We start from the raw sequence: 15,228 nt of genomic DNA on the forward strand, positions 1-15,228 counted from the left end.
AACTCCCGGCGCCTTCCGGATTGACTAGCGAACTGGCTTGCAAAGCTCAGGCCGCAACGGCCTGAGGAAGGATCGGAGCGATCGGATCGAAGCGGGTGCCCGCGCGCAGGCAGAAGGCCGGCTGCAGCAAGCCGTTCGCAATCACCTCGGTATTCTCGTTGTCGCGCAGGATGTAACGACCGGGCTTTTCGACGAGCACCGAGACATCGGCATCCATGCCGACCTTGAGCGAGCCGATCTTGTCGGACAGGCCGATCATCTTGGCCGGGTTCGACGTCACCATCGGCACCACCTGTTCGAGCGTGAGGCCGAGCGAAATCATCGAGCTCATCGCCTGCACCAGGCTGAACTTGGCTTGCCCCTTGAACGGATGGTTCTCGTCATCCTCGTGCTCGTCCGGCGTACCGGCAGGCGCGGGCACCTCGGTGTTGTAACCGTGAATGTCGGCGCCGAGTGTGTTCGGCACGATGCCGGCGGCAATCGCCTTCTTGGCGAGGCGATAGGAAAAGTGGCTGCCATGACCGACATCGATCTTGAGGCCGCGATCAATCGCGGCCTGGATCACCGGATGCACTTCACCTTCGCGATTGACGAAACCGCCGGGATGCCGCGTGAACGGATGCGCCAGAACATCGCCTTCCTTGAGCAGCGGGATCACACGCTCCAGAATCGTATCGACGTCTTCGCCGTTATTGCCCGATTCCGGCAGGCCCCAGAGCTGGCCGAAATGCACATACACCGGCAATTCCGCGCGCTTGCCGATTTCGGCCGCCATTTCCATCACGCGAATGCCCCAGCGCGCGAAGCCGCCGATTTCCGCATGGGCCTTGATGCCGCGAACGAGATCGCGATTGGCCACTGCCGATTTCACGGTCGCGTCGATATCGACGCCATCCGGGCTGTAGAGGTTGGGATAGAAGTGGCCTTCGAGACCGCCGACGAGATAGGCAGAGAGAAACGCGTAGACGCGTGACTTCGCGGGCTCGGCGATGAAGTGGCGAAAACCGGGTAGCGTCATGCAGGACGGGCCGCCCTGATCGATCAGCGTCGTGACCCCGGACTGCACGCCGACCATGTCGGGCTGCATGCCGAAACGACCGCTGACGTATTGAAAGACGTGTGCGTGGGTATCGATCAAGCCCGGCAGTACCAGCTTGCCGGTGACATCGACGACTTCCTTCGCGCTGGTCGGCAGAATGTCGGACTGCACGGCGGCGATCTTGCCATTGCGAATGGCGACATCCTTGATGCCGTCCACGCCGGCAGCAGGGTCGATAACGCGACCACCGCGCAGCAGCAGGTCGAACGAGGCGGTAACAGACATGGCGATCTCCTTACGCTTTGGCGGCTCCTCTTTAGAGGCTCACCAAAATACGAAGCATACTTCGTATTTTACAAAAGCAAAGTCCGTGCCATAAACATTGCGATGCGGTAGTTTTTCAACGCGCTCGCACCATACGAGCCGTAGCCGACACAAGGAGAGACTGCGTTGCCCCAGGCCAAGCCACGCCGTGACAAGCCCGTCCACAAGCCCTGGCCGCTGGCCCAGCGACCGGGATTTTTGATCAGACGGCTACACCAGATCCATGTCGCGCTGTTCCAGGAAGCCTGCAGTGCCTTCGAGATGACGCCACTCCAGTACAGCCTGCTGTCCGCATTGGCGGCGCGCGGAACGGCCGATCAAACCAGCTTAGCCGCTGATATTGCTCTGGATCGCACGACGACGACGGGCGCGCTGAAGCGACTCGAAGCACGCAGGCTGGTCGAGCGCCCGGTCAGCGACGACGACCGCCGCGCCCGCGTCTGTCGGCTCACACCGGCCGGTGCAGCCCTGCTCGACAAGATCGAAACCGCCGCACGCGAGGCGCACCGCGCCACGCTCGGCAACCTCACCAAGACGGAACAGACAGCGTTTATTGCCATGATGCAGCGCATTGTCGCAGCGAACAGCAGCCGCGACGGAGCCGCTGATCTATCGGATTAAAGGTCGCCGAGAGGGCTCTTCCCAAATTAGAACGACTATAAATTAATCAGCCTGACCGCCGAGCAGGCAGACAATTATTCAGGACCGCAGCATCAGCCGTTCATCAGGCGGTGCGATTTCGGTGACGAGATCGCGGATCAGCGCCTTTTTCGGCAGCGGCGCCAGCGTCGTCATTCCCTCTTTGAGCCGAACCGTGCAGGCGTAATCGACCTTGCCGTCGATCAGCATCATGCATTCCTTGCACGCATTCGCATTGATGCAGGAGAAGCGAAACGCCAGCGAAGGATCCATGCTGCGCCTGATGGCACGCAAGCCATCGAGAATGGACTGGCCGTGTTCAAAGGGAATGTCGAACGTGTCCTGATGCGGCGTTGTGCCGAGTGCGCCGCGCTGAATGCTGAGTGTCGCCTTCATGCGGCAGCCTTTCCGGTGGTGGGCACGACCTTGCGCAGGGTCATGTCGCTGCCCGACAGTGCCACGACCTGGTTGACACTCCATGCATCGTCGAGACCGAGATGATCGTCGCGCTGATGGGCGCCGCGACTTTCGGTGCGTGCGAGTGCGGGGACAGCGATGGATTGCGCGACGGCGAGCATGTTGCGCAGGTCGAGCCAGTCGGCCAGCACGGGATCGAAGCTTTCCGCTGACGCGAACGGCGTATCGCCGATATCGGCCTTCAATTGCGCGATGGCTGATATCGCCGAACGCAATTTCGCATCGATGCGGAACGGACCGACATCATCGGCCATCACGGCCTGCAGCTTCACGATCACCGCTGCGGGATTTGGCGCATCACGTTTGCTGGCACTGCGCAGCAGATCGATTACCGGCTTCGCGGCATCGGCTGACCACATCGACGCATTCTGCTTTGCGCGCTCCGCGGCGCTACGGCCTGCCCGCGCGCCGAACACGAAGGCTTCGGTGATCGCATTGCCCGACAACCGGTTGGCGCCATTGGCGCCGCCGACCGCTTCACCGCAAGCGAACAGCCCGGGCACGCCGGTCGCCATCATCTCGTCCACGCGGATGCCGCCCATATGATAATGCGCGATCGGGGCAACCTCGACCGGGCGCTGCGCCAGATCGATGCCGTTTTCGGCGAGCCGATCCACCACCGGCCCGAACGCCTTGCGGATCTCGGCCTCAGGCACATGTTGGAAGCTCAGATAGGCGCCGCCGGCGGGGCTGCCGCGGCCGGCTTCGACCTCCTTGGTAATCGCATAGGTGGCGAGATCACGCGTTAGCACATAGGTGCCGTCGCTGCGCTTGTCACGCGTTGCATAGTCCTCTTCGAATTCGCGCATCTCGGAATTGAGCAGCTTGCCGCCGAGCTTGTAGCGGAACGGGTCCCACATGATCGGATCCATCCCAACAAGGCGCGGTGCCAGATGACCGATCGGGAAGAACTGCACGAATTCCATGTCGATCAATTCGGCGCCCGCGCGCAAGGCCAGCGCATAGCCGTCGCCGCCCATATTCGACGACGCGCTGTTGCGCCGATAGAGCCCGGTCAATCCACCGGTCGCAATCACCACCGCTTTCGCGGCCAGCGTCACCGCCTGCCCGGTCGGCAGATGCAGCGCCGTGGCACCGCAGGCTTCGCCGTCACGCAGCGCGATATCGACAATGGTGAGATCGCCGATGCGACGAATACCGCTCGCATTGTTCAGTTGCGTGCGCAACGTCTTCGACACCGCGGGGCCCGTCGAGAGAAAATCCACATAGGCGCAGCGTGGCCGATCATGCCCCGGCGCCTGCGCCTGTTTGATATGTCCGTCCTCGCGCGCCCAGCCGACCTTCCAGGCATCCATTTCGCGCAGCCGCTGCGGGCCATCTTCGCAGAGCAACGCCGCAAGACGTTCGTCGCACAGCCCGCGGCCGGCGGCGAGCGTGTCGGCGAAATGATGTTCCCAGTGATCTGGCGTCTGCTCGCCCAGCGCCGCTGCCACCGTCATCTGCGCCATGACCGTGGCACCGCCGCGCCCGATCAGGCTGCGATCGGCGAGGATGACTGACGCGCCAGCCTTCGCTGCTTCCAGCGCCGCATACATGCCGGCGCCGCCGGCGCCGATCACAAGAACATCGGATTCGAGATAGGTGGGAGCCGAAGTAATGGGAGAAGATGATGTCATGGTCAGGCGAGTGTCTCTTCAAACAAAGGCGTTGTCAGCAACCATCGCCGTGCCAGAACCATGCCACGCGGCGTCTCCCGTCGTCAGATCTCCGTGCGCAGGATCGCCCGCGCCAGTGTCTGTGCACGCGGAACGATACTCTCGATATCCAGCCACTCCAGATCGGTATGGACATTGCCGCCGACCGGGCCAAGACCGCAGAGCGTCGGCGTGCCGACGCTGGCGGTGAAACCGGAATCTGCGCAGCCGCCGGCAAATTCGCCGGTCAGCGTGGTGAGGCCCGAGTCGACAGCGGCCGCCTGATAGGCTTCGAACATCGCCTTGGCGGCGGCGTCCTGCACCAGCGGCAGGAATTCGCCGTTGATGTGCAGCTTCGCCGTCGTGCCCGGCACGGTCGACGTCGCAATGATTTTTTCGATGGCGCCCATGATGGTCGCGCGATCGGCGGGGTCGATGTAACGGAAGTCGATCTCGCCTTCGGCATGCGGCGCCGTGGTGTTGACCGACTGGCCGCCCGATACGAGGCCGACATTCAGCGTGATGCCCTTGTCCATGTCGGTCAGTGCATGAATCTGCACGATCTTGTGCGCGAGCTCGCCAATGGCGCTGATACCAACCGAGAAGTTGTTGCCGGAATGCGCGGCCTTGCCGAACACCTCGAAACGCATGAACACGCCGCCCTTGCGGCCGGTGGTGATATTGCCGGTCGGACGCCCCGGTTCCGAATTATAGACAGCACGGGCCGCACGACCCTCGCGCTCGATGATCGGCCGCGACGAGCGCGACGCGATCTCTTCATCGCCGGTGATCAGCAGCTTGATCGGGCACGGAGCGGCATCGAATTTCTTCAGCGCTGCGGCCACGAACACGTTGATGACGACGCCGGCCTTCATGTCCGCAACGCCCGGGCCATGGGCCAGGTTGCCTTTAATGGTGAAGGGACGCTTGGCAACTTCGCCCTTGGGAAACACCGTATCGCGATGGCCCATCAGCAGGACCGGCTTTTCGTTGCTGCCGGGTTTGGTGATCAGCCCATGCACGGCATCGCCATAGACATCATGAGGCTCGCGCCAGGTTTCGATGCCGTATTCGGCGAAGTGCTGTTCGAAACGAGCGCCGACGGCATCGACGCCTTCCTTGTCGAAAGAGCCGGAATCGATGTTCACGACGTCGCGCAGCAGGTCGATCATCGGCTGCTTCTGGGACGCGAGCCAGTCGATGATCTGGGTTTCGGTAGTGTTCAACATGAATTGTCCTTCGGTCACTCTTGAGCGCTTGCGTTGCGCGTTCTTACTTCGCCATCGCCACGGCGGGCGACGCTACATTCGACCTGCGCATCATCATGCGCGCAATGGCTTCGCCGATCACCACCGTGGTGAAGTGGGTGTTGGCACGGCAATCTGACGGCATGATCGACGCATCGGCAACACGCAGGCCCTTGAGGCCCTTCACGGTCCCATCCGGATTGACCACGCCACCGGTGTCCTTGAAGCCCGTCATGCGGCAGGTGCCGGCGGCGTGCTGGATATCGCCGGTGTCACGGCGCAGCACGGCTTCAAGCTCGCGCGTCGGCAACGCCGCTGCCTGCGGCAACGTCATGTCGGTATCGGTGAGGCGAATCCAGTCGGCGATGCCGGCGAGCGCCGGCTGCGTGGTGATCACAGCAAGCCGCTTCACTGCATCGACCATCCGCAGCATGTCGCGGGGGTCAGCCAGCATGTTCTCCTCGACGATCGGGTCGATCGACGCATCGGTCGATGCAAGCTTCAGCGTACCGCGCGAGAAGGCGTTGAACAGGCCGGCGCCGATGGCACCGGGATTGCCGATGCCGCGATGATTGAACGCGATCAGGATCATGTCGCGCTTGCCGCCGTCGGCAAGGCCCGACGAATAGGTGACACAGCAATTGGTGTGACGGGTGTCGTTGTCTTCCGGCGCGACGGCGTCCTGCAGCTTGATCGTCGTGCGAAACAGCGGGTGGTCGAAGAAATTCCGGCCGACGGGCAGATCGCATTCCACAGCGATGCCCATGTCCTTCAGCTCGTCCGCCGGGCCGACGCCCGAACGCAGCAGGATCGCCGGACTGTGGATCGAGCCACCGCATAGCACGATCTCGCGCGCGCTGATTTCCTGCGTGCCCTGCCCCTCGAAGTGCACGATCACACCGGTCGCCTGACCGTCCTTGATCACAACGCTGTCGACCAGCGCATGACCGCGGATTTCGAGATTCGCGCGGCCGCGTGCAGGCTCCAGATAGCCCTCATTGGTGGAAATACGGCGCAGATTGCGGCTGTTGATCGGATAGCAGGCGACGCCTTCGCCATCCGGCCCGTTGACGTCGTCGCACCACGCGTAGCCTGAGGCCAGCGCTGCATCGCGCAGGCCCTTGTCGATCGGCCCCCATGTCTCAGGCGGCGCGCGATAGACCGGCAGCGGACCGCCACGGCCATGACCGGGCCTGTCGCCGAATTCCAGATCGTCCTCAATCACCGAGAATAGCGGCATGATCTCCTTGGCCGACCAGCCGGTGCACCCCAGCGACGCCCATTCGTCAAATGCGTCGGCGACGCCGCGGATCGCGATCTGGCCGTTCATCATCGACGAACCGCCGAGGCCCTTGCCGCGCCAATAGAAGCGCTGGTCCTGCCCGGCGACGCGGCGCGAATGCAGTTGTGGCCACTGCCACTTTTCCTGGAATTCGCGCTGGTGAATGATCGGAATCGGGTTCGCCGTGGTCACTTCCCACGGCGCATCGGCCGCGCGCCAGTCGAGTCCGGCCTCTAACAGCAGCACACGCGTGGCGGGGTTTTCGGAAAGCCTAGCAGCCACGGCAGCGCCGGCAGATCCACCACCGACGACGATCACATCATACATAGTGCTTCATTTCTCTCTGCTGCGGCGCCTTGCGCCGGTCTTAACCGGCCGGACGCGTGCAAAATCCGTTCCCGCCATTATGCGCCCGGTGCGCAGCAGACGCCAGCAGGCGCGCTGCAGGGGCAACACGCGGCAAAGGCATGACGATAAAGTTGTAACGGTGAGAAAATGAACGGCAGACGGCCTCAGGCCGGATCGCCAGGCTTCGTCGCCGGCGGATCCTCATCGAGAATCGCGCGCCATCCCGCACCTTCCAGATCCTCATACTGTCCGCTTTTCAGCGACCACATGAAGGCCCACAGGCCGAGTAATCCAAGCGCGAGCGCAAGCGGCACGAGGACGACAAGGGACTGCATGGTTGGACCTATTTCAGCACGAGGCGGTTTTTCGACAGGAACATGCGCTGTCCGCCGGCCTCGCCTTCAAGCACCAGATCCCACAGTCCCGGCGCAAGTTCGGCGACCTTGCCACGATACAGCACACCGCCAGCCCCGACGAGCTCAACCGGCCGGTCCGCGCGACGATCGGCCGGCCGCTCCAGCCGACCGGTGAAACTCAGCCCCGTGATCGGATTGCCGTTGCGATCGCGCGCTTCGACGCGGACGGCGGCATCACCTGCAGCATCGCGCTCGACATGCGCGCTGACCTTCCAGCCGCGACTGCTCTGGCCGCGCGCAGCCTCAATCTCGTTGCCGTAAGCGAGGCTCGCGGTATAGGGACTGTCCACCTCGACGCCAGGCAGCGTCTCCAGCGCAAATTTCATCATGACGACGTTGACGCCGATGATCATGCCGAAAAACAAGACCAGGCAGATCAGAACGAACCGGCCAGTGATCGGACGAGGCGCGGCAACGGAGGCGCTCATGTTGTTCTCCTTCACGGTGCAACGAAATGATCGATCGCTGACGCCATGTCACCATGGGCGGCATCGGTGACCCGTATCACAAGCGGCATCGACTTGTCGGGATTGCTCGCGGCCGGCGCCGTCACCAGCACACGCAGTTCCGTGGTCTGGTCACGGCCCAGCACGATCTCCGGGCGGCCCGAAGACGCGGCATCCATGCCAACCACATGCACTGTGGCATTTGCCAGCCCGTTGACGTCGAGCGTGACCACGCGGCCGGCGCCACGCTTGTTCAAGAGGCGCACCGTATAGGCATTGCGGATCGAACCGTCGCTGAGGCGCACAGCGACCGGATTACGATCATGCAGCACATTGATGTCGAGCAGCGAACGGGTCAGCAGCGCATAGAGCATGACGGCACCGACGACGGCGATGAGGCCTGCATAGACGATCGTGCGGGGCCGGATGACGCGATAGATTTCGGACTTGCCCACCTTGCGCCTCGCAATGTTGATGTCCGTGTCGTAGCCGATCAGCCGGGTCGGCCGGCCGATCTTGCTCATCACGCCGTCGCAGGCGTCGATACACAACCCGCACTGGATGCAATCCATCTGCAAGCCATTGCGGATATCGATACCGACGGGGCAGACGTTCACGCATTGATAGCAGTCGATGCAGTCGCCTGCGGGCTGGCCGAGCGCGCGCAACTCGTTGGCCTTCTTCAACGAGGTACGCTGCTCTCCGCGATCGGTCTTGTAGGTAACGTTGAGCGCCCACTCGTCGGTCAGCGCCGCCTGGATGCGCGGCCACGGGCACATATAGAGACAGACCTGCTCGCGCATCCAGCCGGCCAGCGTATAGGTCGTCGCGGTCAAGATCGCGATCCAGATATAAGCCAGCGCCGGCGCCTGGAACGTCACGAGTTCGCGCACCAGTGTCGGCGCATCGTTGAAATAGAGCACCCAGGCGCCGCCGGTCCACCACGCGATCAGAAGCCAGATCGAATGCTTCATCGTCAGCTCGACGACACGCTGCAGCGTGAGCCCTTCGGCCTCCTTCTTCATCCGCTCGCGACGATCACCTTCGATCAACCGCTCGACGGCAAAGAACAAATCGGTCCAGACTGTCTGCGGACAGAGATAGCCGCACCAGACGCGACCACCGACGGCATTCATCAGGAACAGCGTAAGGGCGGCAAGGATCAGCAGGCCGGTGAAGAAATAAACTTCCTGCGGCCACAGCTCGATGAAAAAGAAATAGAAGCGGCTGTTCGGCAGATCGACCAGCACAGCCTGATCGGGGGCACCGGGGCCGCGGTTCCAACGCACGAAGGGCAGCAGATAATAGATTCCAAGGCAGACCGCCATCAGCGCCCATTTGACGTTGCGATACGTGCCGGAGACCTTCTGCGGATAGACCTTCTTCTGCGCCGCATAGAGCGGGCCGTAGCCAAATTCCTGGGGCGTAACAGGCTTGTTCATGGAGGTCACTCTCGTCCTTGGAATGACCCTAGACTTCGCCAGTGCGGTGCAATTGATGTACGTCAAACGCGCGAGCGGGATTGCCCGCACGCGCTATGACTTATTGTCCACCCCCCAGCGAATGGACATAGATCGTCAGTGCCTTGATGGTCGCCGGATCGAGACGGCCGATCCAGGCCGGCATCACGCCGTTGCGGCCATTGGTGATGGTATCGACGATGGTCGCCTCGTCCGAACCGTAGAGCCAGATATTGTCGGTCAGGTTCGGCGCCCCCATGTCGGGATTTCCCTTGCCGGCGTCGCCGTGACACGAGGCGCAGTTGTCGGCGAACAGCTTCTGGCCGGCATTGGCGTCGTAACCCTTGGCCGTCGGCAATCCCGACAGTGAGCGCACGTAGTTCGCAACAGTCTCGATCTCCGGCTTCTTCAACATGCCGTCGCGGCCAAAGGCCAGCATCGATCCTTCGTGCGATTCCGCATGGGCGGAACGCGCGCCGAACTGGATTGTCTTCTCGATCTGCTCCAGCGTACCGCCCCACAGCCAGTCGTCATCGTTCAGGTTCGGGAAGCCCTTGGCACCGGTCGCACCAGTGCCGTGACACGGCGCGCAATTGTCGCCGAACACCACACGGCCTCTGGCGCGCCCCAGTGCCAGCAGCGCCGGATCCTTCTCGATTTCCGCGAGCGGTGCAGCGCCGAGCACCGCCATCTTGCCTCCGCGGATCTTCTCAAGATTTGCAAGATCGACGGCGACATCCGCGCGTGACGAATAGCCCATGACGCCCGTCGCGTAGCTCTGCACCAGCGGCCATGACGGATACACGACCCAATAGCCGATCGCCCACACGATGGTGAGATAGAAGGTCATCACCCACCAGCGCGGCAGTGGCGTGTTGAGTTCCTTGATACCATCCCAGGAGTGACCTGTGGTGGTCTTGCCGGTGGCCTTGTCGAATTCACCTTCGTGATCGCTCATGATCTGATCAATCCTCTCGCAAGGGCTGACGCGCAGCTGCGTCAAACATCGCCTTGTTGCGGGGCCACAATGCGTAGGTCAGAATTGCGATGAAGATTCCGACGAAGACCGGCGTCCAGAATGTGAGGACGAGGTTCGACGCGAAGTTCTCGACGGTCAGGATTGCGCGCATGCTTCCATCTCCTCAGCGGAGGTTTGCTTTTTCGTTGTAGAGTTTGAAATCGACCAGCGTGCCCAGCATCTGCAGATAGGCGACCAGTGCATCCATCTCGGTGGGCAGACCCGGCTTGCCGTCGAAGTTACGCGCCACCGATTTCGGATAGCGCTTGAGCAGCGCGTCGGTATCGCCATTGTCGGGATCGGCTTGGGTCTTCAGGTCTGCCACCGCATTGGCGATCTGATCATCCGTATAGGGCACACCCACCGCACGGTTGGTGCTCAGATGATCGGCGATGTTCTCGGTGCTGACAGGCGTCTCGGCCAGGAACTTGTAGGACGGCATCACCGATTGCGGCACGATGGCGCGCGGATTGCTCAGATGCGTGACGTGCCATTCATCGGAATACTTGGCACCGACGCGGGCCAGATCCGGCCCCGTGCGCTTCGAGCCCCACTGGAACGGATGGTCATACATGCTCTCCGCCGCGAGCGAATAGTGCCCATAGCGTTCGACCTCGTCACGCAGCGGCCGGACCATCTGCGAATGACAGAGATAGCAGCCCTCGCGGACATAGACGTTGCGCCCGGCGAGTTCGAGCGGTGTATAGGGCCGCATGCCCTCGACGGCCTCGATGGTGCTCTTGAGATAGAACAGTGGCGCGATCTCGACAATGCCACCGATGGCGATGACGAGAATGATACCCACGATCAAGACGATCGAGTTCTTCTCGAAGATTTGGTGCCGACTCCAGAACGACATGATTGATCCTCACTCAGCCGGCTGCAACGTGGCGCCAGGGCTCGACAGCGCGCCCTCTTCCGCTTCGCCGACGCGCACGGTCATCCACAAATTCCAGGCCATGATCAGCGCACCGATCAGGAACAGCCCGCCGCCCGCTGCACGGATGATGTAGAACGGGTGCATCGCTTCGACGCTTTCGATGAAGGAATATTCGAGGAAGCCCAGCGACGTGTAGGCACGCCACATCAGACCCTGCAGGATGCCCGACACCCACATCGCCGAGATGTACAGAACGATGCCGAGTGTCGCGATCCAGAAGTGCCACTCGACCAGCTTCAGGCTGTAGAGCTGTTTGCGATTCCACAGCCACGGCACCAGGCAGTAGAGCGCGCCAAAGGAGACGAAGCCGACCCAGCCGAGCGCGCCGGAATGCACGTGACCGATGGTCCAGTCGGTATAGTGGCTGAGCGAGTTGACCACCTTGATCGACATCAGCGGACCTTCGAAGGTCGCCATGCCGTAGAACGCCACCGACACCACCAGCATGCGCAGCACTGGATCGGTGCGCAGCTTGTCCCATGCTCCGGACAGCGTCATGAGGCCGTTGATCATGCCGCCCCAGGAGGGCATCCACAGCATGATCGAGAAGGTCATACCGAGCGTCTGCGTCCAGTCGGGCAGCGCCGAATAGTGCAGGTGATGCGGACCGGCCCAGATATAGAGGAAGATGATCGCCCAGAAGTGCACGATCGACAGCCGATAGGAATAGACCGGCCGCTCGGCGCGCTTCGGGATGAAGTAGTACATGATGGCGAGAAAGCCGGCGGTGAGGAAGAAGCCCACTGCGTTGTGGCCGTACCACCACTGGAACATGGCATCCTGCACGCCGGCCCAGGCGACATAGGACTTGGAGCCGAAGACCGAGACGGGCAGCGCAGGGTTATTGCCGAGATGCAGCACCGCGATGGTGATGATGAAGGCGAGATAGAACCAGTTGGCGACGAAGATATGCGGCTCCTTGCGCTTCACGAGCGTCATCAGGAACACCAGCAGATAAGTCACCCAGACGATGGTCAGCCAGAGATCGGCATACCATTCCGGTTCGGCATATTCCTTGGATTGCGTGACGCCCAGGAGATAGCCGGTGCCGGCAATGACGATAAAGAAATTATAACCGAGCACCACGAACCACGGCGCGAGGTCGCCGGCCAAACGCGTACGGCAGGTCTTCTGCACCACGAAGAACGAGGTCGCGATCAGCACGTTGCCGCCGAAGGCGAAGACCACCGCCGAGGTATGCAGCGGCCGCAGCCGGCCGAAGGAGGTCCAGGGCAGATTGAAGTTCAGGTCCGGCCATGCGAGCTGCATGGCGATCAGCAGACCCACCGTGAAGCCGGCGATGCCCCAGAACACCGAGGCCACAGCGGCGAACTTGATCGGCCCGAAATTGTAATTCGGCCGCCCGTCGATCTCCTGCGGCGGCAATGCGCCGCGCTCGAAATAGCGATTGAGGATAACGAACACGGAGGCCAGGCTGGCGAAGCCGGCCAGCGTCACGTGAAAGGCATAGGCCGCATCTTCCGCCTTGGCCGCTGCGATGATGGAGAGAAATACGGTGGCCGCGAGGATCACGGTCAGACCGGCCTCGCCGATCGTCATCCACTTCACGCTGTCAGTCTGGTTCGTCATGATGATTCTTTCCCGAGCACGCACCCATCAATCACGGCGGCGCGCTCAGTGAATTGATTGAAATCAAAGTCGGGGGAAGCTCGCGCACGCGCGGCATGATGCGTCAGGCGAGAGCAGGAGCCGCGACGGATTCGGTGTCCAGCAGCCGGATGCGGCCCGACAGAATCTCGATCGCGCCGCGGCGTTCGAGCTTGGCCAGCGTCCGGCACACGGTCTCGACGGTGAGGCCGAGATGATCGGCGATATCGCGTCGGCTCATCGGCACCGGAAGCGGATCGACATCGCGGCCGAGCCGTGCCAGCCGGTCGCGCCAGCATGTCAGGAACACGATGAGCTTCTCTTCCGCTGCACGGCGGCCCAGTGAGAACATCTTGTCATGTGCGTCGGCGATCTCGGCCGCCACCAGCGCGACGATCTCATTCAGCACATAGGGCCGGTGACTGGCGAATTGCGCGAATTTCTCACGCAGGATTTCCCACACCACTGCAGGACCGATTGCAGCGGCGGACACTTCATGATGCCCCTGCGTTGCGATCTCGAGGACGTCGCCCGGCAGCGCAAAACTTATGATCTGGCGACGATTATCGCATTCGGTCCTGTAGATGCCGACCACACCCTCGACCACGCTGAAGCATTTGCCGGCCGACGCTCCCTGCGTGAACAGGACATCCTGCGAAGTGTAGGGCACCCGCTCGCCCAGGGCCATCAACTGGCGCAGATCGGCGGCGCCCAGATGAGACAGGAAGCCGCCCGGCTGCGCAGCCGCATTCGCACAAGGCGCAGCGAACGACGATGCAGCCATCAGCTTTGTCATGCGCATCCCGGTTTCTTTGGCCTCGCAGGGGTGCGGGGCACTTTGGGATAACCGGATCCGCGCGGCACACATTGATACACATCAAACGCCTCTTACCTCTCCCCGCGCAGAGCGGGGAGAGGGAGCCGGCCGCATCTGCCGCAACTATTCAACTCTAACGCGGCCGGATGAAACTAAACCTCTCGCTTTCGATGGCTGCAACCGTCCCGGCATTGAGCAGATGCTGGCCCCAACCGCGTTTCGCCAGCGCATGCGACAGCCCCGGAGACATCAACAGCAACAGCGCGGTCATGACCAATGGCACGGCGCTGAGCCAGTCGGTGCGCACCGGCGTGAGCTCTTCGGTACTGCCGGCATAGTCGCCGCGGCGACACCAGATATCGCGGCAGATGCGCAGCAGGTCGCGCCTCGTGCTGCCGCGCTGCGCGCTGCCGAGCAACACCTGCATGGCCTGATGCGTGACGACGCCCTCGCGCGTTGCCCGCGCGACCGCCGGGGTCTCGCCCAGCGAGACGCGCAGCAGCAGATCGACCAGATCGACGCCGGCGAGATACGCCGCCATCGACTCCACCAGCCGCGGATTGCAGTCGATATAGAATGGCCCACTGTCATCGTCCGGCATGATGAAGTCGATCGACAGCGCGCCGTGCCAGGCGAGATGCCGGCCGATGGCCGCGAGATCGTCACGCACACGATCGCGCCGCACGCTGCGCTTGATGGCATCGCCGCCGCCGGCACCCTCCATGATCTGCCGAGTGGCGTGAAAGCCGACGAGTTCGCCGCGGCAGAACACACCCTGCGCCTTCTCGGTCGCGCCCGCGGCGTGAGCCTGCACCAGCAGCTCGCCGGCAAAGCCGTTGCTGGTCTCAATTTCTCTCACGGCCTGCGCAAGGTCAGCATCATTGCGCGCCATCCAGATGCCGCGGCTCGCAGTGCCGATCGCAGTCTTGATGACGCTGGGAAAACGAACTGCAGCACGAAGCGCATCAGCGCCGGCGACGATCTGCGTCTCGGGCTGCGGCAATCCGAGCTCGCTCAGCATACGGCTGAAACCGGCCTTGCTATGCGCCGCCCGGTAACTTGCGAAGGACGGCAAGGCCAGGCCGGCCAGCGGCCTCAGCCGCTCCTGCGCCCTGGCGAACAGGAAGCCCTGTTCGTGGATCGGCAGCAGCACGTCATAGTCGCCTGTCGCCAGCAGGCCTTCTATGAACCGCAGGAAGCCCGAGGGATCGTCCCTCATTCCCGGGCAGCGGTGATATGTGCGGATAAATCGCGAGAACCGCGCCAGCCCGGCAGCGGCGGGATCGCAGACATCTACCACATGGCCGGCGAGGCCGAGCACGGTGACAGCCTCCCGCGCGGAGGTGCTGGTGCCTTCCGACAGCAAGATCCGCAGCGGCTTAAAATTCGGGCTGCTCGTCATCATGCTCAATCATGTCGCATTCCCGGGCCGTGGTCGCGTTTCTCGCTGCCGCCCTGCACGGGCCGCAACACCTGCATGTCGCAGCGCTAATAGACATTAACCTGCTGAGA

General features: G+C 62.5%; 15 protein-coding genes. 1 reads left to right on the plus strand and 14 read right to left on the minus strand.

Going from position 1 to position 15,228, the window contains the following annotated elements:
- Nucleotides 1-46 precede the first annotated feature (46 nt).
- Nucleotides 47-1,324, minus strand: a complete 1,278-nt coding sequence (locus SFY93_RS01475) for an amidohydrolase/deacetylase family metallohydrolase (protein ID WP_320445805.1) — start codon at nt 1,322-1,324, stop codon at nt 47-49.
- 165 nt (nt 1,325-1,489) lie between these two features.
- Between SFY93_RS01475 and SFY93_RS01480 the strand changes: the two genes are divergently transcribed.
- Complete coding sequence (locus tag SFY93_RS01480; RefSeq protein ID WP_320445806.1) at nt 1,490-1,984, plus strand: MarR family winged helix-turn-helix transcriptional regulator; 495 nt, start codon at nt 1,490-1,492, stop codon at nt 1,982-1,984.
- Nucleotides 1,985-2,062: 78 nt separating this feature from the next.
- On the opposite strand, the gene SFY93_RS01485 is transcribed toward SFY93_RS01480, so the two are convergent.
- From SFY93_RS01485 to SFY93_RS01545, 13 genes are all read right to left on the minus strand, one after another.
- Nucleotides 2,063-2,398 carry a 2Fe-2S iron-sulfur cluster-binding protein gene (locus SFY93_RS01485; RefSeq protein WP_320445807.1) on the minus strand — a complete coding sequence of 112 codons (336 nt, stop codon included), beginning with the start codon at nt 2,396-2,398 and terminating at the stop codon, nt 2,063-2,065.
- Nucleotides 2,395-4,116 carry an FAD-binding protein gene (locus SFY93_RS01490; RefSeq protein ID WP_320445808.1) on the minus strand — a complete coding sequence of 574 codons (1,722 nt, stop codon included), beginning with the start codon at nt 4,114-4,116 and terminating at the stop codon, nt 2,395-2,397. Before SFY93_RS01490 ends, SFY93_RS01485 begins: the two co-directional genes overlap by 4 nt.
- An 83-nt stretch (nt 4,117-4,199) precedes the next feature.
- A complete protein-coding gene (locus tag SFY93_RS01495) occupies nt 4,200-5,363 on the minus strand; it encodes a M20 family metallopeptidase (protein ID WP_320445809.1) in 1,164 nt (387 codons plus the stop codon).
- A 43-nt stretch (nt 5,364-5,406) separates the two neighbouring features.
- Nucleotides 5,407-6,990, minus strand: a complete 1,584-nt coding sequence (locus tag SFY93_RS01500) for a GMC family oxidoreductase (RefSeq protein WP_320445810.1) — start codon at nt 6,988-6,990, stop codon at nt 5,407-5,409.
- 185 nt (nt 6,991-7,175) lie between these two features.
- Nucleotides 7,176-7,346 (minus strand): cbb3-type cytochrome oxidase assembly protein CcoS, encoded by a 171-nt coding sequence (gene ccoS, locus SFY93_RS01505; protein ID WP_320445811.1) that lies wholly within the window; start codon nt 7,344-7,346, stop codon nt 7,176-7,178.
- An 8-nt stretch (nt 7,347-7,354) separates the two neighbouring features.
- Nucleotides 7,355-7,855, minus strand: a complete 501-nt coding sequence (locus tag SFY93_RS01510; protein WP_320445812.1) for a FixH family protein — start codon at nt 7,853-7,855, stop codon at nt 7,355-7,357.
- Nucleotides 7,856-7,866: 11 nt separating this feature from the next.
- Nucleotides 7,867-9,315: a cytochrome c oxidase accessory protein CcoG gene (gene ccoG, locus SFY93_RS01515; RefSeq protein ID WP_320445813.1), complete on the minus strand. Its 1,449-nt coding sequence runs from the start codon at nt 9,313-9,315 to the stop codon at nt 7,867-7,869.
- Nucleotides 9,316-9,415: 100 nt separating this feature from the next.
- Entirely contained in the window at nt 9,416-10,291 is an 876-nt protein-coding gene (gene ccoP, locus SFY93_RS01520) for a cytochrome-c oxidase, cbb3-type subunit III (RefSeq protein ID WP_320445814.1), read from the minus strand.
- 7 nt (nt 10,292-10,298) lie between these two features.
- Nucleotides 10,299-10,463 carry a cbb3-type cytochrome oxidase subunit 3 gene (locus SFY93_RS01525; RefSeq protein ID WP_068729582.1) on the minus strand — a complete coding sequence of 55 codons (165 nt, stop codon included), beginning with the start codon at nt 10,461-10,463 and terminating at the stop codon, nt 10,299-10,301.
- A 12-nt stretch (nt 10,464-10,475) separates the two neighbouring features.
- Nucleotides 10,476-11,210, minus strand: a complete 735-nt coding sequence (gene ccoO / locus SFY93_RS01530) for a cytochrome-c oxidase, cbb3-type subunit II (protein ID WP_320445815.1) — start codon at nt 11,208-11,210, stop codon at nt 10,476-10,478.
- Nucleotides 11,211-11,219: 9 nt separating this feature from the next.
- Nucleotides 11,220-12,851, minus strand: coding sequence for a cytochrome-c oxidase, cbb3-type subunit I (ccoN, locus tag SFY93_RS01535; RefSeq protein ID WP_089267867.1), 1,632 nt, complete (start codon nt 12,849-12,851; stop codon nt 11,220-11,222).
- Nucleotides 12,852-12,984: 133 nt separating this feature from the next.
- Nucleotides 12,985-13,701 (minus strand): Crp/Fnr family transcriptional regulator, encoded by a 717-nt coding sequence (locus SFY93_RS01540; protein WP_320445816.1) that lies wholly within the window; start codon nt 13,699-13,701, stop codon nt 12,985-12,987.
- 148 nt (nt 13,702-13,849) lie between these two features.
- Nucleotides 13,850-15,121: a hypothetical protein gene (locus SFY93_RS01545; RefSeq protein ID WP_320445817.1), complete on the minus strand. Its 1,272-nt coding sequence runs from the start codon at nt 15,119-15,121 to the stop codon at nt 13,850-13,852.
- Nucleotides 15,122-15,228: the final 107 nt, after the last annotated feature.

The organism is Tardiphaga sp. 42S5, from assembly GCF_034044155.1.
In the GTDB taxonomy this organism is placed as follows: Bacteria; Pseudomonadota; Alphaproteobacteria; order Rhizobiales; family Xanthobacteraceae; genus Tardiphaga; species Tardiphaga robiniae.